Raw genomic sequence first — 25,152 nt, 5'->3', positions numbered from 1 at the left:
GGAGAAACAGGGGTAACACCCCGTTTCTCCCAGATACCAGACCATTATTATGTAAAGAAAAAGAACCCGCGTCTCAAAAAGACGGGGTTTCTCGACAATCTGAGGAGCCTTTCGGCTCCTTCTCACACTTACTGCTAAATATCCGGCCCTACCTGCGTGGCAAAGCATCGCGTCCCGGCTTGTTCATGGCTGCTGCAACATGCTGCGATAACGTATCAGCATCACGGGTAAGGCTGATCGCCTCCTGAATACTACCGGGGAAAAGCAGCGTAGCGCTTCGATAACCGTCCATTTTTGGGGTTTGACGCATTGCTTCGTCTCTCCTGTCACCCTTAAGGCTATCCACCCGGTTAATCACCAGTTGGGATGACATTATCGTCTCCATGAACGGTCATTTTATTCTGCTCATGCTGATTCATGCCATGCCTACAAACCAACTTGTATCTATGAACGCTCGCTATCCAAAATCAGCGTCACCGGGCCCCAGTTGGTCAATGATACATCCATCATAGTCCCAAAAATGCCCGTCTCGACCTCCAAGCCTTTGGCGCGAAGCTGGCTGTTGAAAAAATCATACAGCTTCTCTGCTTCCTCAGGCTTGGCCGCTCCCATAAAGTTAGGTCTTCTCCCCTTACGGCAGTCACCATATAATGTAAACTGAGAGACAGACAAAATAGACCCACCGACATCCAGCACACTGTCGTTCATTTTACCTTCAGCATCCTCAAATATACGTAATCCCGCTGTTTTATCCGCCAAATAAACGGCATCAGCCGCCGTATCCCCCTGACCTATACCGACCAGCAGCATTAATCCGGTTCCGATCTTGCCGACTACCTTATGATTAACCGTTACCTGAGCGTCTTTACAGCGCTGAATGATGATTTTCATCGACTATCCGCTGTCTCCTTTAATCTTCCCTTTAAAAGGTGCTTGCAGCCGTAGCATGGCTCCTTTAAGCAGCCTATGGGGGCTTGTACCCAAAATGCGCTATAAAAGGCTACGAGCCTTCTCTTTTACGCTTACAAGGTTATTGCATAATGCGATGCACGGTATATACATCTTTCACCCGTTTGATCCGTTCGACAACAGAATGCAAATGATCTGTATTACGAATGAGAATCGTAATGTGAATCATCGCCATTTTGTTTTTGTCGGTACGGCCTGTAACGGCCGAGAAGCTGGTCTTGTTCTCGGATATAGCCTGAAGCACCTCGTTAAGCAGTCCGTTGCGGTCATGGCCTGTAATCTCAATATCGACGCTGTAATTGACCTCTGCTGCTTCCTCCCACTCAACCTCTATCACACGAGCCTGATCTTCCCCCGTACCCGCAGGAATATTCGGGCAATCTGTTCGGTGGACCGATACGCCGCGGCCACGTGTTACATAACCGATGATGTCGTCTCCCGGCACGGGATTGCAACATCGTGCAAAACGAACGAGTAAATTGTCGACTCCTCTGACGCTAACACCGTTGGTCGGTGTTTTTTTGCGTTCGCTCTGCGGTTTGTACTCCTTGACCTCGGTTGTCAGCTCGATCAGCCGCGCCTCTTCCTGCTCCTTGCGCAGCTTCTCCGTCAGACGTGTACAGACCTGAGCTGCGGTTATACCGCCAAAGCCAATCGCCGATAACATATCCTCTATATCGTTGAAAGAGAATTTTGCTGCCACTTCCTGAAGCTTGTCGTCACTCATCCATACCGAAGGCTCTATATCGCGCTTTTTGAGCTCACGCTCCAGATTTTCACGGCCTTTTTCGATATTCTCCTCGCGCTTTTCTTTCTTAAACCATTGCTTGATTTTACTGCGCGCGTGAGAGGACTGAGCAATTTTGAGCCAGTCCTGACTAGGTCCATAAGAATGCTTGGACGTCATAATTTCGACGATATCGCCGGTTTTAAGCCGATAGTCCAATGGCACAATTCTGCCGTTTACCTTGGAACCAATCGTTCGGTTACCAACTTCGGTATGAATACGGAAAGCAAAGTCCAGCGGAACAGACCCAGCTGGCAACTCAATAACCTCTCCTTTTGGAGTAAACACAAATACAAGGTCGGAGAAAAAGTCCATTTTGAGCGATTCAACAAATTCCGACGCGTCCTTCGCTTCATTTTGCAGCTCGAGAATTTCTCGGAAAAAGGTAATTTTATCCTCAAAGTTCGTGTTATTTGCTCCGTTGTTTTCTTTATATGCCCAATGGGCCGCAATCCCGAATTCAGCGGTGCGATGCATATCCACCGTACGAATTTGCACCTCGGTAGGTTCCCCGTTGGGGCCCACAACTGTGGTATGAAGGGACTGATACATATTCGCCTTGGGCATAGCGATATAATCCTTAAACCGCCCGGGCATCGGCTTCCACAACGTATGGATGATCCCCAGAGTGGCATAACAGTCCTTTATGTTATCCACAATAATTCGAATCGCCAGCAAATCATATATTTCATTGAATTGCTTGTTCTTCGTTGTCATTTTTTTAAACACACTGTAAATGTGCTTAGGACGCCCAGAAAGGTCAGCTTGAATACCCATCTCTTCCAGCTTTTCTCTGATACGTACGATAACATTATCAATAAACTGCTCCCGCTCTGCCCGTTTCTTATGCATCAAATTGGCGATGCGATAATACTGCTGAGGATTCAGATAGCGAAGAGCAATATCTTCCATTTCCCATTTAATCGCTGAAATACCTAATCGGTTCGCAATTGGGCAGAAAATCTCCAGCGTTTCATAAGCGATTCGGCGCTGGCTTTCCTCCGACTGATATTTCAAGGTGCGCATATTATGCAGACGATCCGCCAGCTTAATAACAATGACACGAATGTCCTGTGCCATAGCAATAAACATTTTTCGATAATTTTCGTTCTGCTGTTCTTCCTTGGAACGGAACTGGATACGCTCCAGTTTCGTCAAACCATCGACAAGCATCGCACAAGTTTCGCCAAAATGCTCGCGAATCTGCGCCAAAGACACCGTCGTATCCTCCACAACGTCATGTAAAAGAGCGGCGATAATGGAGATGGTATCCATCTGCATATTAACGACGATATCAGCAACCGCAAGCGGATGCAGAATATAAGGTTCACCAGACTTGCGAGTCTGCCCGGAATGGGCTTGCTCGGCAAAATCATAGGCGTCCCTGATGCGGATAAGATCTGCTTCTCTGGTATAGGCCCCGGCCTTTTTAAGTAATTGCTCTATCCCCATTCTGCTCTATTCCGTGTCCTTTCTATGCAAAATGGAACCCGCCGATCAATGTCGCGCAAAGGTTCCCTTTTAAAAGTGATTTCCTATAATTATGACGGTTACTACGTCACACGTCAACTATTACACGTTTGGTATTGTCGTGTTATTTTGTCAGATGTTATTTCGTCACATATAGTTCAGTAAATCGGGATTGTTGACGAAATGAAACGAATTATATTGAAAAAAATACGAAAAGTAATTAATGTATATAAGAATAATTGAAAGAACTAAGGAGTGAACTGCGTTGCAACGCGAAATTCAAGTTAATGAAAAGCTTCCGGCAGGACCTGGGTTCCTGCTCAGCGTACAGCATTTGTTTGCCATGTTTGGCAGTACCGTGCTGGTGCCGAATATTTTCGGTGTCGATCCCGGCATGATTTTGCTAATGAACGGTATTGGCACATTGCTCTACATATGGATCTGCCGTGGCAAAATTCCAGCATATCTCGGCTCCAGCTTCGCTTTTATCGCTCCCGTTAGTCTTGTGCTTAAAAGCAATCCCGGCGTTAATGGTTACGCTATGGCCCTCGGGGCTTTCATCGCAACGGGTGTTATTTTTTGCCTCGTCGCACTGGTGATCAAATATGCCGGAACCCGTTGGCTGGATGTGGTATTTCCTCCCGCAGTCATGGGCTCCATTGTAGCTCTGATCGGTCTCGAACTGGTTCCGGTGGCAGCAGGTATGGCAGGCCTTATCAATTCAGACCCTACGAAAACCTGGTCTCCAGATCCCAAAACCATTACTCTTTCCCTTGTTACACTCGGAGTTACGATTCTGGGTGCAGTACTGTTCCGCGGATTTGCCAAGATCATTCATATTTTAATTGGGATTGTGGTGGGCTATGTGCTCGCTTATTTTATGGGGATGGTCAATACACAGGCCATTGCGGACGCTCCTTTGTTCGGACATCCTGTCATTACCACTCCAATATTTAATACCTCGGCTATGCTGACGATTCTTCCTGTCGCTCTGGTCGTCATCGTGGAGCATATTGGTCATTTACTCGTAACCAGCAACATTGTCGGACGCGAGCTGTCCAAAGATCCCGGCCTGCATCGTTCACTGCTGGGTAACGGTATTTCCACTGTGATTTCCGGCTTTGTCGGCTCTACGCCCAATACAACCTATGGTGAAAACATCGGTGTCATGGCATTAACGAAGGTGTACTCTGTGTGGGTCATTGGCGGAGCCGCAGTGATTGCCATTCTGCTCTCTTTCTCAGGCACCTTCTCAGCAATTGTTTCTAACATCCCGGCTCCAGTCATGGGCGGCGTATCCTTGCTGTTGTTCGGTGTCATCGCTGCCTCCGGTCTGAGAATCTTTGTGGAGCAAAAGGTGGATTTCGCCAAGCCGACCAATATGCTGCTCGCTACCATCGTACTGGTTGTCGGAATCAGTGGTGCAACGCTCACTTGGGGCGCGGTTACCCTGAAAGGTATGGCGCTGGCAACAATCACCGGCATCGTCCTCAGCCTATTCTTCAAGCTGATTGACGTGCTCGGCTGGTCCAACGATAAAACACAGGAACCTTTAACGGAAAAAACACCCGATTAATACCTGTTCCTTTACATGAAAACGCCGACTCCATGAGATACGGGTCATCATGCACTTGTCTAACATCCAAGTGTATGGGTTCGTAACTACGTGGAGCGGCGTTTTTTAAAATTCATGTCTTATAATTTAAGGTTAAAATCATACACGAAAACGGGATACCACCTGGTTGAGCGTGTCAGAAACACTCGTAGAAATAGTAATCATATTGACCTTCATCTTCGTATCATAAAAAGGCTCCGTAAAGTTCAATTCTTTACCGCGCTTAACTGCCTCTGTATACCATGGCTGTGTTAAATAATTATATTGCGGACCATCATATTCAGTCGTTTGCCTGATTTGTCCGCCATCCCTAGGGCATATTGTGATCGGTATGTCACACCCGGTTCATACGCATCTTTAGCGAAAAAAACGCCCAACCCATAAGTCATATCATTTAATGCCAGTTCTTGTTCGAACAGTCGTCCATAATCGTCAATTTTCATCCCTGTCACCAGTTGTTCCGTACTCTTGGTTAGCATCGAAACAAGTAAAGCATGACGTTCTACATTAGCTGCAATATCTGCTTTAACTCCGATAGAGATTTAGCAGCATTTTGGCTAATTTCCGCATCTAATTTTTGCTTGGTAAAAAAGTAGGATAAAAAACTGATTAAAATCAAAGTTATAAAATTCAAACTTAAAATATAAAAAAATAGTCCGATGGAGCAACTCTTCTAGGTGAAAGAGATGTTCCATCGGACTATCTAAGCGATCCATCTATAAATATTTCCCGGGAAACCCCGACGAATTTCCAAAGACTTAATACTTAATGAGGGTGAACACATCTACGTCGGGCAGTTTTGCCCGACCATTGAGTTCAGACAATTCTATAAGAAAAGCAGCTCCCGCCACATTTCCACCAAGCTGACGCACCAAATTCACGGATGTGGCAATGGTTCCACCTGTAGCAAGCAGGTCATCCGCAATCAATACATTTTGGCCCGGCTCAATAGCATCCTTATGCATAGCCAGCGTATCCTTGCCATATTCCAAACCGTATGCTTCCTCAATAGTTTCCCCAGGCAGCTTTCCACTTTTACGAATAGGAATAAAACCAACGCCAAGAGCATAGGCCAGAGGCGCACCTACGACAAATCCGCGTGCTTCGGGACCTGCAATCAAATCAATTTTCAAATCCGATACCAGTTCCTTCATATCGTTGATTGCCTTACGGTACAGTTCACCATTTTTCATCAAGGTCGTAATGTCCTTAAAACTAATACCTGGTTGTGGAAAATCGGGAATCACTCGAATATATTCTTTGTAGTCCAACTTAGTTCCTCCTACTGTAAACTTCTAAATTAGTATATCCATTTTTACAACATAAGCTTGAGACAGTGCCTCAAGACGCGCCCTTCATCAGCGACATAATCCAACTCGTCATCTGGGTTGTATCTGCATCCAGTAAATAACGCTCCATTTCAGCCATATCATATAATTCCTGATAGCGCGGAGAAGTCGTTAAATCACGCTTGGGCGGATTGGGAACAAAACAAAATTGCCCCTCTGCACGCTTCATAAACTCAAGATCCTCAAAGATGTCCAGTACTTTAGATAACATTCGTACTGAACAGGAACACTGTCGACTAAGAGCAGGCAGCATTGCTTTTTCATCAACAGGCTGTGTTCCCATTCGGGAAAGTACAACATAAATACGCTTGAACAGCTCCCTGTCAGGGCTTACGAGCCGACCGGCACGTTCACTGACCGAATGCAGGAGAAATACATTTTCTACATTTTCAAAGGTAGACCATACTGCCTGTAGCTGCTCCGGCGTTTCCGGTGGCTCCAGCACGAACAGTGACTTCACAGATTGCTGTGCATCCCTTTGACCATTACCAGGAGTAACAGTGCCACCCCTATCGTACAACCATAAGGATTCAGCATTCACGGAACCCATTGGACGAAGTCTGGATGAAGGATGTATCAACACTGCAACGTCATTTTTTCTCTCCTCTACACGCGGGTGGAAAATTTTCAAGCCTCGTTCCAGCTCGGCAATAGGGTTCGATACTCCGCGATAATCAAAAATTTGCGGGGCTTGCACACGAATATCCTGCATCATCAGCTGGAGAGAACGTTTGCCGTTCCACTCGTTAATAGACAGCTCGCCCAGCAGATCCAGCTCAGTTTGTTGCTGTAAAAAATCAGCCAAATCGCCACGCCGGAAGGCAATCGCATCCAGCGACAGTCCGTTCTGCTCCAACAGAAGCTTTACATGATTTTTTTCACGTCCCATTTTACGAGCCTCACGTAATTGAAGACCCTGTAATACGAAACGTGGAGAAGGGTTCGCCATTCCAAACGGCTGTAACAATTCCAGTTCTTCAACCACCTGTAAAGATACCTCGTCCAGACGACAGACCATATCTGCCTCTGCTATAGGAATGAGGTCTTCCGGTTTCAAAATTGAGCTGGCATACCGGTTAAGCCGCTCCTCGAATAACTCCAGATTGTCACGGGTCAGCGTCATACCCGCAGCCGAAGGATGGCCGCCAAAATGCTCCATAAGTTCACGGCTGTCGGTAAGTGCACTGTAAATATCCAATGCAGGAATAGAACGAGCAGAACCTTTGCACATACCTGTCTCGGCATCTATCCCAAGAATAATGGTTGGACGAAAATGACGATCCAATAGCTTGGACGCCACGATTCCGACAACACCCACGTTCCAGCCTTCACCAGCCAAAACAATAACTGAGGGGAGCTTGCCTCCATTCAGTTTGGCTGCCAGCTGCTGCTCTGCTTGCTCCACAATTCGTTCGACCACCTGTTGACGCTCCCGGTTAAGCAGATCAAGCGCATGTGCAAGTTGATCCGCTTCTTCCTCTTGTTCTGTTGTCAGGAGGGAAACGGCTCGTCCCGCATGATCCAGACGTCCACTGGCATTAATCCGCGGAGCCAAGGCAAATGCGATGTTGACAGAAGTTACTGTAGACATATCCACACCTGCTACACTAAGCAACGCCCGAATCCCAGGAAACGCAGAGCTTCTCATCGATTGAATCCCCCTACGTACCATCGTCCGATTCTCACCATGCAACGGCATCAGATCAGCTACCGTACCTATAGCGGCGATTTCAAACCATTCCTCGGGTACCTCCTCCAACAGCGCCTGTGCCAGCTTAAGAGCAACACCAACACCTGCAAGGCCTTTAAATGGGTATGGGCAACCAGGCAGCTTCGGATTAATCAAGGTATACGCCTTGGGAAGCACAGCAGGCGGCTCATGGTGATCAGTCACAATAACATCGATACCCAAGGATGTTGCATAATCAATTTGCTCTACTGCACTAATTCCGGTATCCACCGTAATGACCAGCGTAGCTCCCTGTTGATGAGCCCAATCCAGGGCATGGTTGTGCAGGCCGTATCCCTCATTGGAACGGTGGGGAATATAAATATCATAAGAGGCCTTTAGGAAACGCATGAGCTGAATCATTAAAGATGTGCTGGACACTCCGTCTGCATCATAATCACCATAGATTAATATATGCTCGCCGCGCTCCAAAGCCTTGCGAATTCTTGGCACGGCCTCTTTCATGCCAAGAAGCAGATAAGGATCGTGTATATCATCCACACTTCCATACAAAAAGCGGTTTGCTTCCCCGGCCGTAGTGACGCCCCGGTTCACTAAAAGCCGAGACAACAATGGTGAAATCCCCAGCTCTTCTGTTAACGACTGAGCCGCCGTCAGGTTAAGTTCCGGGGTTTTCCATCTGTACTGCGAATGAAGCAATCCTATTCACCTTTCTTTCATAGTCGCCCTGTATTATTGCAGTAAGGACGACACATCATTATCCGGCAGTTCATGATTGGATTTGTAAGGATACTCGGATTGATAGGAAATGAACTGCATTTGTACATGCGTCACCTGTGGAAAACGGGTCAGGAGTAAATTTTTAGCCCTATCGGCAATTTCCTGTGCTTCCTGTACCGTAATCCGAGGGTTGACACTAATCGTTACATCAACCGTTATGAAATGCCCTGCTTCTTGAGCATGGAAATGTTCAATCGTTACAATACCATACACCCGTTGAATCGTCTCCATAAAACTTCGGGAGTCTTCCTCCCGCAAGGGCCTCGCTGGTGCCTGATAGGCGGTATTCACCACCATCAGATAGCCTTTACGCAATACCATACAGGCTACCAGCAAAGCTGCGGTTGGATCAAGATATAACAACGCAGGCCACTCCATCGCTTCACCAGTCATTGCACCGATCATGCCGATCAATGCAATCAGTGATGCATACAGCGAGTACCGCTCATGATTAGCGTACAGATCTGCTTCCGCTTTATGACCATGTTTAATCGAGTATCGGTATTGAAACTGAAATAACACCTCTCTCAGCACTAAAGCAACAAAAGCAGTAATTAATGCATACAGACCGGGAGCCTGTGGTTCCGGACTGCTTAGTGAACGGACAGCCGAGATAGCTAGCTGAAGACCACTCATCAGCACCAAAATAGCCAGCACCACAGAAATGACAGTCCGAACCTTCTCACCATTCCGCAACCGTGCCAGTATTCCGTGTCCTGTACTCCCTTTGGAAAACAGGTCCTGCAAACGAGAAGCACTATCCGCTGCCGTGTGCAGTGCATCCCCCAACAACGCTTTGCTATTTGCCGCATAACCGACGGTTCCCTTTAGAACGGCCAGTGCGAGATTACCTACAATCCCGCTCCACGCCGCAGTTTCTAATGATCGGCTGCGTTCGCTATTCACAACGTTTCCCCCTCAATCCTGAACTGACATTTTCCCGGTCAAGCTCCACTCCAAATCTAATCAACTTCTTCAAAATAAAGCCCTTCATGAGTCCTCTTCTGGGCTTCTCTTAGGCTAAATCTAAAAACCTTAGAAAACCGCGCCCAAGCAGACGCGGCTTTCTCTTTAATTTATACTACTGCATTTGCGTAACTTAAGACTTTGCAGCTTTGACCGCGCCACCGCCAGCTGTCGGGTTTTTTTGTTTCCCTTTCAAAGCTACCCACAGCGGGCTGGCAATGAAGATGGATGAATAAGCACCAAACAGCAGACCGATAACCATTGCAAGCGAGAACATCCGAATCGACTCGCCGCCAAAAATGAACAAGCACACGGAGGCAATAAACACAGTAAAGACAGTTGCGAGTGAACGCGTCATTGTCTGGGCAATACTGTGATCGACGACCTGCTCCAAGTCGGCTCTGGACTTCTTCTTCGCAAATCGCAGATTTTCCCGAATACGGTCAAAAATAACGACGGTATCATTGATGGAGAAACCGACAATCGTCAGAATGGCCGTAATAAAGGTTAGATCCACCTCAAGGCGGAATATGGAGAAAATACTAATGACGAGAAACGCATCATGCAGCAACGAAACAATTGCTGCAACAGCAAAACGCCATTCAAACCGGATCGAGATGTAGATAGCGATGGCCACTGAGGCCAGCAAAATCGCCCAGATTGCATTTCGCTCCAACTCTTGGGCCATTTCCGAATCCACCGTATTGACCTCAAATGAAGCCTTAGGATCAAGCTCTTTATTAATAGAAGTTTTAAAATTATTCACTTGCTGATCCGTCAACACCTGTGAAAAACGAATGCCGAAGCGCTCTTTACCCGGTGTATAATCAACCTCTTTGCCGATTCCATTCTTGTCTAGCAAAGTCTGAATCTGTTCCTGTGTAACTGTCTTAGTCAAATTGACATCCACGTTAGAACCGGAACGAAAATCAACCCCGTAATTCAAACCGAATATCGACAAGCTCAAAATACCGAGCAATGTGATAATAATCGAAAATGTATAAAACCACTTGCTCATCTTGATATATTTCAAGTCCCAATTAAAGCGCACTGATATCACTCTCCTTCACACCAAAATACTTGGGCTTCTTGACAACATCCGCCTTAACCAGCAGATTGAGCAAGAAGCGGGAGAAGAAGATATTCGTCAAGATACTGGTGACAATATCAACGATGAGCACTAAGGCGAATCCTCGAACGGAGCCTGTTCCCAAACCAAACATAACCGCTGCCGCTATAATTGTCGTAATATTGGCATCCATAACAGTACGGAACGAAGCCTTACTCCCGGCAATGACAGAAGAACGAATCGTTTTGCCTGACTTGATTTCTTCTTTAATCCGTTCATACGTGATGATATTGGCATCGACCGCCATCCCAATCCCGAGCACGAAGGCTGCGATACCCGGAAGCGTGAGCACGAAACCGCCCAAATAGAAGATCGCAAGCACCAGCCAGGTATGAACGATGAGACAGAAGCTGGCCACCAATCCCGGTACACGGAACATCGCAATCATAAATAGCAGAATAATAACGGAGCCGATCAAACCAGCACGAATAGTCTGATCCAGTGACAACTGACCCAATGTAGCGCCTACGCTCTGAGAATATTTCTCCGTCAGTTTAAGCGGAAGAGCCCCCAGATTTATCGTATCAGCCAGCTTGTTCGCTTCATCACGAGTGTAGTTACCTGTAATCGAAGCACTTCCATCTGTCAACTCTCCACGTACCGTAGGTGCAGACAGTAGTTCATCATCCAGGAAAATAGCCAATTCTTTGTTAAGAAGTCGCTTCGTGATCTCTGCAAATTTGGCTTTGTCCTTTACTTTGATGCTGATTTCAGGCTGATTCAGCTGGTCATAGCCGACAACAGCGCCATTCTCCACAAAATCGTTACCGCGGAGCTCAATTTTGCTGTATTGACCCGGCTTTTTGGCATCCGCTGCCGTTGCACTGCGGAACGTCAGCTCGGCAGGTTTTTTCAGCATGGAGCGAACTTCAGCCTCATTAGAGACACCAGCAAGACGCACACGAATACGGTTGCTGCCCTCTGTTGTTACTTCCGGCTCGGTCGTACCGAGCGCGTTAATCCGTCTCTCCAGACTTTGCGCTGTTTGTATAAGAGACTGATTGGTTACACGCTGCCCTGCTTCCAAAGGCTGGGCTTCATATAAAATTTCAAAGCCTCCCTTTAAATCGAGGCCTAGTTTTAAACTTTTTAGTAGGCCCGGGCTTGTCCCGACCATAACACCAGCTGTTATGAGCACGACCACGATGAAACTTAGAATTCTTTTCATTCCGTCCCATGTTCCCCTTTCATTCTCAATATTCCTATTATAGCTACCCCTCAAAAAGCAGTCAATTTGAACGCAAAAAAAGACCCCCTTCTATTCGAAAGTGGAGCCCCGTAATGCGGACATTGTCAAATAGTTCATAAAGCTCGTCGCTTTAAGGGAAAGTATATCGTTAACGAGCTTGTGCAGCGGAGGAATACCCTCCTTTTCATATTTATGGCTGACGCAATTCCACACGTCCTTACTTGTGACATGCTCATAGCCTACGAGAACCAGCTCGTCTGCCTTGCTTTGGCACAGCATCTCTATGGCGTCATCCCAATCCTGCTCATCCAGCTCTTTCATACCCACGATGGTCGTTCCTCCTCCCAGCGACTCCGTTTCCGCAGATCAGCAATTAGCGGGATTATTGACTGCTTTATAGAACATTTCTGTCCTGATCTTGGAAAACCCTTCTTTTCGTCGAAAATAGCCGTAAATCAACAATATATGCATTCATTTCACTCGTCAATAGCAGAATTCACCACCCTCCCTCTGGTCGCCTGGATTGCTCTGCTTTTAATCCGAAAAGCTTGTCATGAACATGGACAGGTCTGGCATATCTTTTAAAGTAACGTATAGACGGAGAATTACATTTGGGGGAAGAGGGAGTTGCGATTGAAAAAGCAGACATTCATCCATGGAGCAATTATTTTATTGGCAGCGGGAATCATCAATCGGCTACTGGGCTTTATTCCGCGAATCGCGCTCCCGCGTATTATCGGACCCGAAGGAGTCGGCTTATACCAACAGGGGTATCCCTTTTTTATCGTGCTGGTGACTCTTATTACCGGGGGAATCCCACTTGCGGTAGCCAAGCTTGTGGCCGAAGCTGAAACTGCGGGACAACCCGAAATGTCACGGCGCATTTTACACACCAGCCTGCGCTTTACCGTTACGCTCAGCCTGCTCGCTATGGTACTCTGTCTTGTGTTCGCCCCTTGGATCACAAGCCACATCCTGACCGACAGCCGTGTGTATTATACATTTATTAGCATGAGTCCAATGATTGTCATCGTTGCTGTATCCTCTGCCTATCGGGGCTATTTTCAGGGAAAACAAAATATGATTCCGTCCGCCAGCTCCTCGATTGCCGAGACGGTCATGCGCATTTTTTGCGTCATTTGGTTCGCGTACTTACTCCTTCCTTACGGTGTTGCCTACGCTGCTGCAGGTGCCATGCTCGGTGCATTGGCGGGTGAACTCATTGGTATGGTTGTGCTGCTATGGCAATATGTGTGGAACGAGCGAAGGGATCGTATCCCCTATCAAACGGAGACATCTTTACCTTCAGAAGTTCATCTCGAGGAATCGTCCGTTTTGTCACGTCTTATGTCTATATCCGTTCCCGTTACGGCGGGAAGGCTCGTCGGCTCCTTGTCCTATTTGCTGGAATCCATTTTATGTATGCGCAGCCTCGCCGTGGCTGGCATTGCAACTGGTATCGCAACCGCACAGTATGGGGCCATGCAGGGCATGGTCATTCCTGTATTATTACTACCAGGTGTCCTCACCAGTTCACTGGCGGTTTCACTTGTGCCTTCCTTATCTGAAGCAGCTGCCAAAGGACACATTATGGCTATTCACAAACGTTTGCATCAATCGCTTCGGCTCGCTTTGGTTGCAGGAGCCCCATTCGCCGTTATCATGTACGTGTTAGCAGAACCTCTATGTCTGTTACTTTACAATAATGGCGATATTGCAGGCATGCTTAAACTCATGGCACCCTTTGCTCTGTTTATGTACATCCAGGCCCCGCTTCAGGCAGCACTTCAAGCGCTGGATCGTCCCGGTAGTGCTTTATTTAACACCTTTGTCGGAGCTGTTATCAAAATTATGCTTATCGTATGGCTTGCTTCTCAGCCTCAGTATGGTATCTACGGAGCGGTCATCGCCATTTGCATTAACAATGCCATTGTCACCCTCCTGCACGGCTTCAGTGTAAGCAGACTACTTCGCTTTCGTGTGCGTTTGCTCGATTTCTGGAAAACCGGAGCAGGGATGATCATTATGGCAGCTGCGGTATTATATGTTTACAGGCATCTGGCAATGTTTGACCAAATGTGGCTTCAATTTATTTTTGCCGCAGGCGCAGGGATTATACTGTACCTTTTACTGATGACCTCAATCAAAATGATTGACTGGGACAACCTTACACGCATTCCCATTCTGAGAAGATGGTTTAAAGCCAAAGAAATCTAATCCGAAGATTCCCCAAAGGCCGGTGGCGTAATATACACATGACCTCTATGATTAACCGTGCATAAGAAAACATCTTTAAAATCTTTGTGTCCCTTTGCTTGAATTTGATTTTTAAGCCAAAATCGATTCATTTCCATCCGCTCCAGATTTCGGTCCAGCACCTTGCCATCCATAATTAATGGAATAGGCAGACCTTCATATCTGAACTTTCCGCCGATTTGAGGAGTAGGATGAACTTTTTTCATCTGCTGCTCATTGTTCGTCAAATTTCTTTGATTTAAATCTTGTTTTATTTTGTCTAACTCAACATCTTCATATCTATCATCCTTACCTACGACCGTGAGCTTTCCTGTGGTTTCCAAAATAACATATTCGACTTCGTCCAGACTTTCAATATTTTGTTCACGAAGTTGTAACAACAAATCATCTAAATTGTAGCGTTGCTTAGCCATTTCATCCTTGTTTAGTTGTCCATTGGAGTACAATACACTGGGCCGACCATCGAATAGTAGGCGCAGACGCCGGCTTTTTAGACTGAAATAGGAAATTCCTATCTGTAGAATTAGCAGTACCCCTAAAGGGATCATCCCTTCATATAACGGACGCTTTATATCCTCCAGACTGAATACAGCAATTTCCGCAATCATAATGGATATGACGAGATCAAAAACAGACAGCTTCCCGATCTCCCTTTTACCCATCAAGCGCATCACCAAATATACGATAAAATACATGAGCAGCGTCCGAAAAATATGAGCAAAAATATCGTGACTCAATATGTTCGCCTCCTCCCCTGTACTTTGCAGCAAGACATTCATTGTACACGTATTCTGACCGTTCCCCGCTTGACTCATACAAAAAACAAAAGGCTAAATTATTGAAATAAAGAGAAAGACTGCTTGCGACTTGGTACTAAGCCGGGAGGCTTGGCCATAGAATGATAATAGTTCAAACCTTGGTACAGGAGGAATTAGCAATGGAGCTCATTCGCCGCTGGTGTTCGTTTCGTCTGGCCCATCCTATTTTATCCGGCTTGTTTTATGCTTTTGCATGGATGCTGCTTGGCGCATTGATTCTTTCACTATTGTTGTGGCTAACACACATGCAGGAACAGGACTTATCCTTGTATACGTACATCGTTCACGCATTCGCTATGCTATCTGGTGGCTTCGTCGCCGGCAAAAGATCCACAAACAAAGGCTGGTATCAAGGCGGCATTACAGGTATCCTGTATGGACTAATCGTTCTTCTGGTCGGTTTTCTGGCACTGGATGCGGGCATGAACGGTAAGGATCTGTTGCACTTGGGAATTGCCTTTGTCATAGGCGCAGGAGGCGGAATGTTCGGGATTAATCTCAGTAAATAGTCAAATTAAAAAAGTGTACGCAGCCCATGTAACGAAACAACACAAAAAACCGAGCCTTCTCAAAGGCTCGGTTTTTCACATGATGATAGGCAGATTCTACGACTTAGATACAGCTTCCTCAGATGCCGTATCTTTTGCGATCGCATTACTGATTGCACTGCGGTCAAAAGTCAGCTTCGTTACATCATTTACACGCAAAACAACCACATCGTCCGTAATCTCCATAATTGTACCGTGAAGACCTCCGATTGTAATCACTTTATCTCCCTTTTTCAAAGCTTGAAGCATCGATTGGCGCTGCTTTTGTTTTTTCTGATTCGGACGAATCAGCAAGAAATAGAAGATTACAAACATCAGAGCCAGTGGCCAGATCATTTGAAAAAGCCCCCCAGCTCCGCCGGGTGCAGCCGCAGCTGTAGCAAATTGAAACACGTTAAATCCCCCTTTCGTATACTCTCCCCTAAAACTTAAAAGCCTTTATCATTATCATGAAGACCGTACTGCTCAAAAAATTCATCGCGGAAATCAAGCAGTCTGTCATCCATAATCGCTTGTCTGACATTACGCATCAATTGTATTAAGAAATGCAAGTTATGATACGTTGTCAGTCTGAGCCCGAAGGTTTCATCTGCTTTAATCAAATGTCGCAAGTAAGCACGTGAATAATTGCGACAAGTGTAGCAATCGCAAGCCGGATCAAGCGGGCCAAAATCGCTTGCAAAATTGGCATTACGAACGACAAGACGACCTTGACTTGTCATCGTTGTCCCGTTGCGAGCAATCCGGGTTGGAAGTACACAATCGAACATATCCACACCGCGGATAGAACCCTCAATTAAGGCATCCGGCGAACCTACGCCCATCAAATAACGTGGCTTGTTGGTAGGAAGCAGAGGAACCGTATAATCAAGCACTTCATACATCAAATGCTTTGGTTCACCTACACTCAGTCCACCAATAGCATACCCCGGGAAATCCATGGAAGTCAAATCTGCGGCACTTTGCTTGCGCAGATCTTCATGCATGCCCCCTTGTACAATGGCGAACAGCCCTTGATCATGAGGACGTGCATGTGCCTCCAAACAACGCTCAGCCCAACGGCTGGTGCGTTCCAATGACTTTTTCACGTATTCATACTCGGCCGGAAACGGTGGACATTCATCGAAGGCCATCATAATATCCGAGCCAAGCGAGTTTTGAATTTCCATCGCCACTTCCGGCGAAAGAAACTTCTTATCTCCATTTAAATGAGAGCGAAAATGAACACCCTCCTCTGAAATCTTACGCATTTCACTTAAGGAAAACACCTGAAATCCGCCGCTGTCCGTTAAAATAGGACGATCCCAATTCATAAACTTGTGCAGTCCGCCCGCTTCACGAATAATATCATGACCAGGACGAAGAAACAGATGGTACGTGTTACTCAAAATAATTTGAGCATCCATCTCCTTCAATTCCTCAGGACTCATCGTTTTGACCGTAGCTTGCGTCCCCACAGGCATAAAGGTTGGTGTCTCAATAACCCCGTGAGGTGTATGCACACGCCCAAGGCGGGCTCCTGATTGCTTGCAGGTTTTAATATGTTCGTATCTTATTGCTGGTGCCATATTTTCTCTACCATCCTTAATTAATAAATGAACATTGCGTCCCCGAAGCTAAAAAACCGATATTCGCGGTCAATCGCTTCCTGGTAAGCATGCATAATATTCTCCCTGCCCGCCAGTGCGCTGACCAGCATAACCAGAGTGGATTTAGGCAAATGGAAATTCGTAATCATTGCATCCACCACACGGAATTCATAACCTGGGTAAATAAAAATCTGTGTCCAGCCACTGCTTGCCTTAAGTACTCCATCTGCGAATTGATTGCCCACCGTCTCCAGCGTTCGGCAACTGGTTGTACCCACGGCCACGACTCTTCCGCCACGTGCCTTGGTTTCATTAAGTACATCTGCCGTTTCCTGTGACAATGAATAATATTCCTCGTGCATTACATGCTCTTCAATCGTGTCTACCGACATCGGTCTGAACGTCCCTAAACCGACATGAAGTGTAACAAAGGCAATGGAAACGCCCTTCTCCCTAATTTGGTCTAGCAATTCTTCTGTAAAATGCAGTCCTGCCGTTGGAGCTGCAGCAGAACCTTCGTGCCGAGCATAAACTGTCTGATAGCGCTCGCGATCATCCAGTTGCTCCTTGATATAGGGTGGCAGCGGCATTTGCCCAAGGCGGTCCAGGATCTCTTGAAAAATACCTTCATAAGAAAATGAAAGCACCCTGCCCCCCATATCTCCTTCTTCCTCAATAACTGCCTTCAGCTCATCACCGAAAACGATTACAGCTCCCTTTTTCAGTTTTTTACCGGGTTTCACCAATGCTTCCCATCGGTCTCCCTCCAGTTGCTTAAGCAGTAGCACCTCGGCCTTAGCTCCCGTATCTTCCTTGATGCCGAACAAGCGTGCAGGAATCACTCGCGTATCATTTAACACCAGCGTATCCCCAGGGCTAAGATACTGAACAATATCCGCAAATGTATGATGCTCCACTTCACCGTTATTCTTGTTCAACGTCAGCAATCTGGAAGCGCTCCGCTCCAGCAAAGGCGTCTGTGCAATTAATGCTTCAGGTAATTCAAAATCATAGTCGTTTACGTTCATATATTGGTCATTCCTTAACTATATCTACATTTTTGTAATAGTGTTGCAATATTTTCTTGTAATCATACCCCTGCTCGGCCAAACCGTTGGCTCCCCATTGCGACAAGCCCAACCCGTGACCATTTCCTTTGCCTGTAAAAATAAAGCTTTGCGTTTTATCAATGACTCGTGCATGACGGTCTTCATTCATGACGATCACCCCGTTACCGCTTAAAGTACTGCTCCCGGATGCTGACAAAATTTGAGTTCCTTGCGCACCACTTACATGAGAAGTAGCCCCATCAGCGCCTAATACAGTATAACTGCCGGTACTCGCAATATCAAACAGAGTGCTCGGTAAGCCCCCCATCGCTGAACGATACATATCGGGATATTTTACTGTCAAAGGTGACCCGTTGGCTTCAACCTCCAGCACACGCCCTGACGGACCGCGTTTGGTAACATCCAGATGATTAATTGAGGACGGTACTGTACCTGTTACTTTCCCTTGTAGGGATTTAGCAATCTGCGCTGATGTAAAAGGTCCCCGCACCCATGCATAGTCTCCGGATTGAGGCACCTTCTCCAAAACAATCATCTCTTCACCCGGTTGCGCCTTGGCTACAGGTGCAACGGCTGATTGAATTTGGGGAATTGGTCGCACATTGGTATTTTCAGCAGTAACGGTAATTTTGTCTAAGCCAGCTTCTGTGACTCCCTCCAGCTCCTTGGCATTATCCTCACGAATATAACCAGTCTTACCACTGGAGAGAAGTACATGGTACCACCCCTCTGCCCCTTTTTGCGCTGATGTATCTCCCGAGCTGTCTACGCTGGCGAATGCTTCACCACCGCTGTTCCATACCTCGGAAGCATCTGCTGTTACACCGCCCGCATTAGATGAAAATACAGCTTCAACCACTTTACCGCCGCTTTTAATGACTTCACCAGCCGTGGCATCTACAGCCTCGCTGACATTCGCATGTTCCGAGCCTTTGCCATTGTAAGCCTGGCTTAACGTGCCATCCACTACATTGCCAATCTGAAACCGAGTGCCTTGGGCAAGTGCATAGCTGCGAGCTGCTACCGCTTGAGCCTTGAGAGCTTCAGCCGGCCATGAGGAATAGACCTCAGCTCCTACCACGGAATACAAATACTGCTCCAACGGTACATCATTGACAAGCGCCAGTTGCCCTGATGTCATGCTAATCTCCATGTCGCCGCGATATGTACGCTGTGATCTTTCAACCACTTGAATCCCATTGTTACCGCCGTTGACTATTACCTTACTGTTATCAGAGCCACTCAGCATGTAATGTGACAATGCTTGCGAGCCTGTCGTTACTCCTGCTTCTTGTCTTATTATAAGTCCGGTTTGAGTAGCACTAACTTTAGATAACGTAAGTTTGGGCTGCTTGGTCTCCAGCTCAGTTTTTAAAGCCGACAGCTTGCTGTCGTTGCTCTCTTCTCCAACCCAGACAGCATACTGACCTCTTGATTGAATCACAGTAAAAGCATCAAAGCCTGCGGCAGCAATTGTCGTTCGAACGAGGTTTGCCTCCTGCTCGCTTCCATAGCTTCCAGTTGACCAGTGCTTATTTCCCTTAACTTCAGCCTGCGCTCCGGTTGCGGAAGAAATCCGCTGTACAGCAGCCTGTGCAGCCTGCTCACTTGCATATATTCCAGCATACAGCTGATAGACAGAGCTACCGTTTTTGGAACCGATAAAAACCGTAGGTTTATCATTCGTCTTTTGCAGGACTTGAGCCGCTTTAATCGCAGCTGCTTCATTTCCTTCAAGTACCTTCACTCGATAGCTGTCCACACTAAAACGAGCGGTGCTGTCCGGTAGTCCCATCCAAGCCTGAAAACTGCCTCCACTGTTCTGTCCGACACTCAGACCTTCTGATGATTTCAAGGTTACCGCAGGGACTGTTGCTTTATATTTGCTACCTAGATCCGCAAAGATCACTACACGAATATCCTCTTGAGCGGCGGCAGCGTGAACACTCGAAGTCCAAGGTAAGCAAACTGTTGCTAATACCATAATCGCTGCTGCGCGTTTGGCCCTGCCTGTCCATGTACTGAATATTGTTTTTCGGTTCAATGCTTTTCCACTCATTTCTGGCTCCCCCCATCTGACTGTCTTAGCACGCATAAAGCATGATTTGGCGGGATCTCGACCATTGTCTGTCCCCTTTAAATACATCGGCGGAAAAACCAAAATTTGAACACGCTTAGTTCTAACTCACGGTTCCTTTTCCCTATCATCCTATTCCGCCAATGTCGTACTTACTGTAAACGTATTTACTCTATCGTACTTGCCATAATTGCGTAACCGCTCTGAATTAATTCTCAGTTCCATTTAACTTTAAACCGTATTTTGGGCTTGTTCTCTTGTAATAAAGTGTCCACCTTCCTAGTCACCGTGGGTCCGTTGGCATAGGGATTCCAAGGTGAGCATATGCCGCCGGAGTTACCGTCCGTCCCCGAGGTGTTCTTTGTAGAAGTCCAATTTGTAGCAAATATGGCTCATACACGTCCTCAATCGTCTGGCTCTCTTCACCGATGGTTGCGGCAATGGTATCCAATCCCACAGGTCCCCCCCGAAATGAATGAATCATTGCCTTAAGCATTTTATGATCAATTTCATCCAGTCCGAGCGGATCTATTTGAAGTCTTTTCAGTGCCTCTGCGGCCAATTCTGAATGAATAATACCGTCTCCAGCAACTTGGGCAAAATCACGCACCCTTTTTAACAGCCGGTTCGCAATCCGTGGTGTTCCCCGTGAACGCAATGCGATTTCTTCCGCTGCATCCCCAACGATCTCAATCTCCATAATATCCGCGTTTCTTGATACGATGTAGGCCAACTCGTCAGTCGTATAAAACTCCAATCGACTGATAACACCAAACCGATCGCGCAAAGGCGCAGAAAGCAGCCCAGCGCGTGTAGTAGCCCCTATAAGGGTAAAGGGGGGCAAATCTAGGCGAACCGATCGCGCACTCGGGCCTTTACCAATCATAATGTCCAGTGCAAAATCCTCCATCGCCGGGTACATGACTTCTTCCACCGTCCGATGAAGGCGATGAATTTCATCAATGAACAAAACATCGCCTTCTTGGAGATTGGTCAGCAACGCTGCCAAATCTCCGGGTCTTTCAATCGCAGGGCCTGAAGTGGTGCGCAAATTAACTCCTAATTCATTCGCAATAATGTTAGCGAGAGTCGTTTTACCCAATCCGGGGGGACCGTACAGCAGTACATGATCCAGCGCTTCTTTACGCATCTTGGCCGCTTCAATGTAAATTTTCAAATTTTCCTTAACCTGATTTTGCCCGATATATTCATTAAGATAACGGGGGCGAAGGCTTAGCTCCGCCGTCTGGTCTTCCATCATCAAATTGGCGGAAATAATCCGATCATCCATTTTCCATCGCTCCTCTTTTCACCAGACTTCTGTGAACGGACATCAGCGTCCTATCCGGCAAACAACAGTTGCAAAGCCCGTTTCATCAAAATATCGGCAGATTCATCAGGTTTGGCATCCTTCTTCATTCTGCTCCATACCTTATCCAACTCTGCATCTGTGTAACCGAGCGCCTTGAGCGCCTCACGTGCCTCGCCCCAATAGGAGCCCTCTCCCTCTTCCACGACAGGCTCCGCAAATAATCCAGTCACCATTCCTAGCGAACCAATACCGTCTAGCTTGTCTTTCAAGTCCAGAATCATGCGTTGTGCCGTCTTTTTACCAATCCCCGGTAACTTGGTGAGAAATGTGATATTTTCCTGATAAATCGCCGTCACCACATGAGCAGGTGTACCGCCTCCCAAAATACCAAGTGCCACACGCGGTCCAATACCAGATACATCGATTAATTTACGGAATAATTGCTGTTCCTCACGGGTTGCAAACCCGAACAGTGAAATAGCATCTTCCCTTACATGATGGTGAATGTAAATAACCACCGGCCCTTCCGTTTTGGCGAAGGCGTAAGGGTTCGGACAGAACACGCGATATCCCACCCCCTGCACATCCAAAACGACATATTCATTTTCCAAGTGAGCTACAGAACCACGCAAGAAATCTATCATTTTCGCAATACCTCATTTAATTTTGAATTTAGTCCATAGGAGTGCGCATGACAAATAGCCACCGCCAAAGCATCCGCTACATCATCCGGTTTGGGCACAGCTTGGAGCTTTAGAAACATTCTAACCATCTCCTGTACCTGTTTCTTCTCCGCCTTGCCATACCCTACAATAGCCTGCTTAACCTGCATCGGCGTGTATTCCCCTATAGGGAGATTACGTTGCTTTGCAGCCAGCACTAGCACACCCCGTGCCTGACTTACAGACATAGCAGTCGTAACGTTGCGATTAAAAAAAAGCTTCTCCAGCGCTACCGCATCAGGCTTATATTTATCAATCAATTGCAACATGCCTTCATACACATGAAGCAGCCTTTCCTCTTCCGGTGTATGGGCCTCTGTCTGAATGCAACCATACTGCACAGGAACCACCTTACTGCCAACCTTGTCTACAAATCCGAAGCCTACAATAGCAATACCCGGATCAATTCCTAGAAAACGCAAAAAAATCTCTCCCCTATCGCTAAACGATGGCGTTAATTAACCATCAGCCAACTCTATCTTTAATATATTTATGGCTAAATTCCATACAAAGCGAACATATGTGTCGTTCATTTCATTATAACAAAACTTTGCATCTAATAGAGGAAAAAAATTTAACTCTGAGTGAAAACCTAAAAAGAGACGCCACAAGCATCACCTGATCGGTAAATGCCTAACGTCTCTTGCTTCTATCAATATTGCTGTTTTAATACCCGCTGTGTTCGTTCCACCGCAAAGTCACTAAAAGTAGAGATTACACTGTTATACTCGTTGATATCCTGTACACGGATCCCTTGCTGAAGTTGTTCATACACCCCTTCCGGCAAAGCCGTTTCCATGGAGTCTATATCCAGCTGGAAAAAAGTCCGTATAACCTTCTCCTTTTTAGGTGGTCCTTCAAACAAAGTGAGCTGTCCGTCAGCACTTAAACCCATGTAGCCACGCTCTTTACACGATTCCGACAAATCTTCTACCCTCCGCTCCAGCCACACCTCTCCTTTGGTATTAAGCCGTCCCTTCCAGTCGGGATGCTGCTTCAGTAAATTTTCCAGCTGCTGCGAGCTCAGCGTTCCCAAGGAAAGTGTTTCCGTACCACACACGTAGGTGGTTAACAGACGAGTCTTCCTGCTTATACCGGAAGCACGTATACTTTGCAAAACTTGAATCTGTGAGGAGCGATCTTCAGCCGGTGTTGCGGGTGAAGATTCCTCCATATCAACCTCTGCCATAACTGCAGCGGCGAGTGGCTGTGACAGCATAGCCTGCATATGTCTTGAAAACAGAATACCCAACCCTGCCAGCAAACAAGCCGCTCCAAAAATGGTAAAGGCCCATACCGTTCTTCTTCCCTGTTTCCAGCGCCGTTTCATTTGTTTTTTCCAACTTAATCGCTTCACAGTAATCCCTTCCGTCCCACTTTTTGTGTTAGTGTGACCTGGCAATTACTGAATTATACAAAAAGATAATAAATGCAATAAAAAAAGCCGCTGCTTCCAGCGGCTTTCCTTTTGAATCGGGATGACACGATTTGAACATGCGACCCCCTGGTCCCAAACCAGGTGCTCTACCAAGCTGAGCTACATCCCGAAATACATGCCGGTGAGAGGACTCGAACCTCCACGGTTTCCCTCACGATTTTGAGTCGCGCGCGTCTGCCAATTCCGCCACACCGGCTTATAAAGTTAATGGCGCGCCCTGAGAGATTCGAACTCCCGGCCTTTTGATTCGTAGTCAAACGCTCTATCCAGCTGAGCTAAGGGCGCAAATATGGAGCGGACGACGGGAATCGAACCCGCGACCCTCGCCTTGGCAAGGCGATGCTCTACCGCTGAGCCACGTCCGCAATACAATTATATTATAACATATAATTTCAAGAATGGTGAGCCATGAAGGACTCGAACCTTCGACACCCTGATTAAAAGTCAGGTGCTCTACCAACTGAGCTAATGGCTCCCAACAGGGCAATATAACTTTGTAAAAATGGCGGAACTGACGGGATTCGAACCCGCGATCTCCTGCGTGACAGGCAGGCATGTTAGGCCTCTACACCACAGTTCCATAATAAAGTTAATTGGTTGCGGGGGCAGGATTTGAACCTGCGACCTTCGGGTTATGAGCCCGACGAGCTACCGAACTGCTCCACCCCGCGACAGTAAAAGGGATATCTTTTTAATGGTGGAGGCTGAGGGGATCGAACCCCCGACCCTCTGCTTGTAAGGCAGATGCTCTCCCAGCTGAGCTAAGCCTCCATATTATGACCCGTAGGGGATTCGAACCCCTGTTACCTCCGTGAAAGGGAGGTGTCTTAACCCCTTGACCAACGGGCCATACAATAAAATAATTCTGGCGGAGAGAGAGGGATTCGAACCCTCGAGACGCTTTTGGCGCCTACACGATTTCCAATCGTGCTCCTTCGGCCAACTCGGACACCTCTCCACATGGCTCCCCGAACAGGACTCGAACCTGTGACAACTCGATTAACAGTCGAGTGCTCTACCAACTGAGCTATCAGGGAATAATAACTATTAAGATTTGCTTGGCGGCGTCCTACTCTCCCAGGACCCTGCGGTCCAAGTACCATCGGCGCTGGAGGGCTTAACGGTCGTGTTCGGGATGGGTACGCGTGGAACCCCTCCGCTATCGCCACCAAACATGAATTTGCTTGGCAAATTCTTTTTCAGGTATCAGCATCGCCAAATGCTGTGTGTTCGCTTGTCCAGCCTAAACTACTTGAGCTTACGCTACATCAGACTTACACCCTGAAAACTGGATCCGAAACTTCATTGCGTCTTATTTTTAGGATAAGCCCTCGACCGATTAGTATTGGTCAGCTCCATGCATTACTGCACTTCCACC

General features: G+C 46.9%; 23 protein-coding genes, 11 tRNA genes and 1 rRNA gene. 3 read left to right on the top strand and 32 right to left on the bottom strand.

What is annotated here, in order from left to right; translation table 11 throughout:
- Positions 1-148: 148 nt before the first annotated feature.
- From LCF57_RS06875 to LCF57_RS06865, 3 genes are all read right to left on the bottom strand, one after another.
- Complete coding sequence (locus LCF57_RS06875) at positions 149-310, bottom strand: hypothetical protein (protein WP_226000038.1); 162 nt, start codon at positions 308-310, stop codon at positions 149-151.
- 134 nt (positions 311-444) lie between these two features.
- Positions 445-891, bottom strand: coding sequence for a D-aminoacyl-tRNA deacylase (gene dtd / locus LCF57_RS06870; protein WP_226000037.1), 447 nt, complete (start codon positions 889-891; stop codon positions 445-447).
- Between the two features lie 139 nt (positions 892-1,030).
- Positions 1,031-3,208: a RelA/SpoT family protein gene (locus LCF57_RS06865; protein ID WP_226000036.1), complete on the bottom strand. Its 2,178-nt coding sequence runs from the start codon at positions 3,206-3,208 to the stop codon at positions 1,031-1,033.
- Positions 3,209-3,491: 283 nt separating this feature from the next.
- Here LCF57_RS06865 and uraA point away from each other — a divergent pair, with 283 nt between their 5' ends.
- A complete protein-coding gene (gene uraA / locus LCF57_RS06860; RefSeq protein WP_226000035.1) occupies positions 3,492-4,802 on the top strand; it encodes a uracil permease in 1,311 nt (436 codons plus the stop codon).
- A gap of 138 nt (positions 4,803-4,940) precedes the next feature.
- Here uraA and LCF57_RS28110 read toward each other — a convergent pair whose 3' ends face one another.
- The 8 genes from LCF57_RS28110 to LCF57_RS06825 form a co-directional block, all read right to left on the bottom strand.
- Complete coding sequence (locus LCF57_RS28110) at positions 4,941-5,138, bottom strand: hypothetical protein (protein ID WP_413232186.1); 198 nt, start codon at positions 5,136-5,138, stop codon at positions 4,941-4,943.
- Complete coding sequence (locus tag LCF57_RS06855; RefSeq protein WP_226000034.1) at positions 5,093-5,320, bottom strand: hypothetical protein; 228 nt, start codon at positions 5,318-5,320, stop codon at positions 5,093-5,095. The genes LCF57_RS28110 and LCF57_RS06855 overlap by 46 nt, the downstream gene beginning before the upstream one ends.
- Positions 5,321-5,599: 279 nt before the next feature.
- A complete protein-coding gene (locus tag LCF57_RS06850) occupies positions 5,600-6,112 on the bottom strand; it encodes an adenine phosphoribosyltransferase (RefSeq protein ID WP_226000033.1) in 513 nt (170 codons plus the stop codon).
- 70 nt (positions 6,113-6,182) lie between these two features.
- Entirely contained in the window at positions 6,183-8,579 is a 2,397-nt protein-coding gene (gene recJ / locus LCF57_RS06845) for a single-stranded-DNA-specific exonuclease RecJ (RefSeq protein ID WP_226000032.1), read from the bottom strand.
- 33 nt (positions 8,580-8,612) lie between these two features.
- Positions 8,613-9,566, bottom strand: coding sequence for a cation diffusion facilitator family transporter (locus LCF57_RS06840; protein ID WP_226000031.1), 954 nt, complete (start codon positions 9,564-9,566; stop codon positions 8,613-8,615).
- A gap of 193 nt (positions 9,567-9,759) precedes the next feature.
- Complete coding sequence (gene secF, locus LCF57_RS06835) at positions 9,760-10,677, bottom strand: protein translocase subunit SecF (RefSeq protein WP_226000030.1); 918 nt, start codon at positions 10,675-10,677, stop codon at positions 9,760-9,762.
- Positions 10,667-11,923: a protein translocase subunit SecD gene (gene secD / locus LCF57_RS06830; RefSeq protein WP_226000029.1), complete on the bottom strand. Its 1,257-nt coding sequence runs from the start codon at positions 11,921-11,923 to the stop codon at positions 10,667-10,669. The genes secF and secD overlap by 11 nt, the downstream gene beginning before the upstream one ends.
- Before the next feature lie 90 nt (positions 11,924-12,013).
- Positions 12,014-12,271, bottom strand: a complete 258-nt coding sequence (locus LCF57_RS06825) for a post-transcriptional regulator (protein WP_226000028.1) — start codon at positions 12,269-12,271, stop codon at positions 12,014-12,016.
- 306 nt (positions 12,272-12,577) lie between these two features.
- Here LCF57_RS06825 and spoVB point away from each other — a divergent pair, with 306 nt between their 5' ends.
- Positions 12,578-14,161, top strand: coding sequence for a stage V sporulation protein B (gene spoVB, locus LCF57_RS06820; protein ID WP_226000027.1), 1,584 nt, complete (start codon positions 12,578-12,580; stop codon positions 14,159-14,161).
- On the opposite strand, the gene LCF57_RS06815 is transcribed toward spoVB, so the two are convergent.
- Positions 14,158-14,937 carry a DUF421 domain-containing protein gene (locus LCF57_RS06815; protein WP_226000040.1) on the bottom strand — a complete coding sequence of 260 codons (780 nt, stop codon included), beginning with the start codon at positions 14,935-14,937 and terminating at the stop codon, positions 14,158-14,160. The two genes, spoVB and LCF57_RS06815, sit on opposite strands and share 4 nt — an antisense overlap.
- A 200-nt stretch (positions 14,938-15,137) precedes the next feature.
- On the opposite strand from LCF57_RS06815, the gene LCF57_RS06810 reads away from it, so the two are divergent.
- Positions 15,138-15,527: a TIGR04086 family membrane protein gene (locus tag LCF57_RS06810; RefSeq protein ID WP_226000039.1), complete on the top strand. Its 390-nt coding sequence runs from the start codon at positions 15,138-15,140 to the stop codon at positions 15,525-15,527.
- Positions 15,528-15,623: 96 nt separating this feature from the next.
- Here the strand turns inward: LCF57_RS06810 and yajC are convergent, their stop codons facing one another.
- From yajC to rrf, 20 genes are all read right to left on the bottom strand, one after another.
- A complete protein-coding gene (gene yajC, locus LCF57_RS06805; RefSeq protein ID WP_226000026.1) occupies positions 15,624-15,959 on the bottom strand; it encodes a preprotein translocase subunit YajC in 336 nt (111 codons plus the stop codon).
- 35 nt (positions 15,960-15,994) lie between these two features.
- Complete coding sequence (gene tgt, locus LCF57_RS06800) at positions 15,995-17,134, bottom strand: tRNA guanosine(34) transglycosylase Tgt (protein WP_007431672.1); 1,140 nt, start codon at positions 17,132-17,134, stop codon at positions 15,995-15,997.
- A 20-nt stretch (positions 17,135-17,154) separates the two neighbouring features.
- Complete coding sequence (gene queA / locus LCF57_RS06795) at positions 17,155-18,183, bottom strand: tRNA preQ1(34) S-adenosylmethionine ribosyltransferase-isomerase QueA (RefSeq protein WP_226000025.1); 1,029 nt, start codon at positions 18,181-18,183, stop codon at positions 17,155-17,157.
- Positions 18,184-18,190: 7 nt separating this feature from the next.
- Complete coding sequence (locus LCF57_RS06790) at positions 18,191-20,284, bottom strand: SpoIID/LytB domain-containing protein (protein WP_226000024.1); 2,094 nt, start codon at positions 20,282-20,284, stop codon at positions 18,191-18,193.
- A 301-nt stretch (positions 20,285-20,585) separates the two neighbouring features.
- Positions 20,586-21,593 (bottom strand): Holliday junction branch migration DNA helicase RuvB, encoded by a 1,008-nt coding sequence (ruvB, locus tag LCF57_RS06785; protein ID WP_025716928.1) that lies wholly within the window; start codon positions 21,591-21,593, stop codon positions 20,586-20,588.
- A 50-nt stretch (positions 21,594-21,643) separates the two neighbouring features.
- Positions 21,644-22,258, bottom strand: coding sequence for a Holliday junction branch migration protein RuvA (gene ruvA, locus LCF57_RS06780; RefSeq protein ID WP_152379186.1), 615 nt, complete (start codon positions 22,256-22,258; stop codon positions 21,644-21,646).
- A complete protein-coding gene (gene ruvC, locus LCF57_RS06775) occupies positions 22,255-22,758 on the bottom strand; it encodes a crossover junction endodeoxyribonuclease RuvC (RefSeq protein WP_226000023.1) in 504 nt (167 codons plus the stop codon). The genes ruvA and ruvC overlap by 4 nt, the downstream gene beginning before the upstream one ends.
- Before the next feature lie 230 nt (positions 22,759-22,988).
- Positions 22,989-23,693 carry a BofC C-terminal domain-containing protein gene (locus LCF57_RS06770; RefSeq protein WP_226000022.1) on the bottom strand — a complete coding sequence of 235 codons (705 nt, stop codon included), beginning with the start codon at positions 23,691-23,693 and terminating at the stop codon, positions 22,989-22,991.
- Between the two features lie 116 nt (positions 23,694-23,809).
- Positions 23,810-23,883 (bottom strand) — tRNA-Pro (locus LCF57_RS06765).
- 7 nt (positions 23,884-23,890) lie between these two features.
- A tRNA-Leu gene (locus LCF57_RS06760) sits at positions 23,891-23,970 on the bottom strand.
- Positions 23,971-23,982: 12 nt separating this feature from the next.
- A tRNA-Arg gene (locus LCF57_RS06755) sits at positions 23,983-24,059 on the bottom strand.
- A 5-nt stretch (positions 24,060-24,064) separates the two neighbouring features.
- Positions 24,065-24,139 (bottom strand) — tRNA-Gly (locus LCF57_RS06750).
- Positions 24,140-24,173: 34 nt separating this feature from the next.
- Positions 24,174-24,249, bottom strand: a tRNA-Lys gene (locus tag LCF57_RS06745).
- 28 nt (positions 24,250-24,277) lie between these two features.
- A tRNA-Asp gene (locus tag LCF57_RS06740) sits at positions 24,278-24,354 on the bottom strand.
- Between the two features lie 14 nt (positions 24,355-24,368).
- Positions 24,369-24,445 (bottom strand) — tRNA-Met (locus LCF57_RS06735).
- A gap of 24 nt (positions 24,446-24,469) precedes the next feature.
- Positions 24,470-24,545: transfer RNA gene (locus tag LCF57_RS06730), tRNA-Val, on the bottom strand.
- Between the two features lie 6 nt (positions 24,546-24,551).
- Positions 24,552-24,623 (bottom strand) — tRNA-Glu (locus LCF57_RS06725).
- A gap of 17 nt (positions 24,624-24,640) precedes the next feature.
- Positions 24,641-24,732, bottom strand: a tRNA-Ser gene (locus tag LCF57_RS06720).
- Between the two features lie 3 nt (positions 24,733-24,735).
- A tRNA-Asn gene (locus LCF57_RS06715) sits at positions 24,736-24,811 on the bottom strand.
- Positions 24,812-24,830: 19 nt separating this feature from the next.
- Positions 24,831-24,947: ribosomal RNA gene (gene rrf, locus LCF57_RS06710) — 5S ribosomal RNA — on the bottom strand.
- Positions 24,948-25,152: the final 205 nt, after the last annotated feature.

Origin of the sequence: Paenibacillus sp. BJ-4 (assembly GCF_020404765.1) — a bacterium.
Classification (GTDB): Bacteria; Bacillota; Bacilli; order Paenibacillales; family Paenibacillaceae; genus Paenibacillus.
Note: the sequence above shows the minus strand (reverse complement) of the source record. Positions and strands in the feature narration are given on the sequence as shown.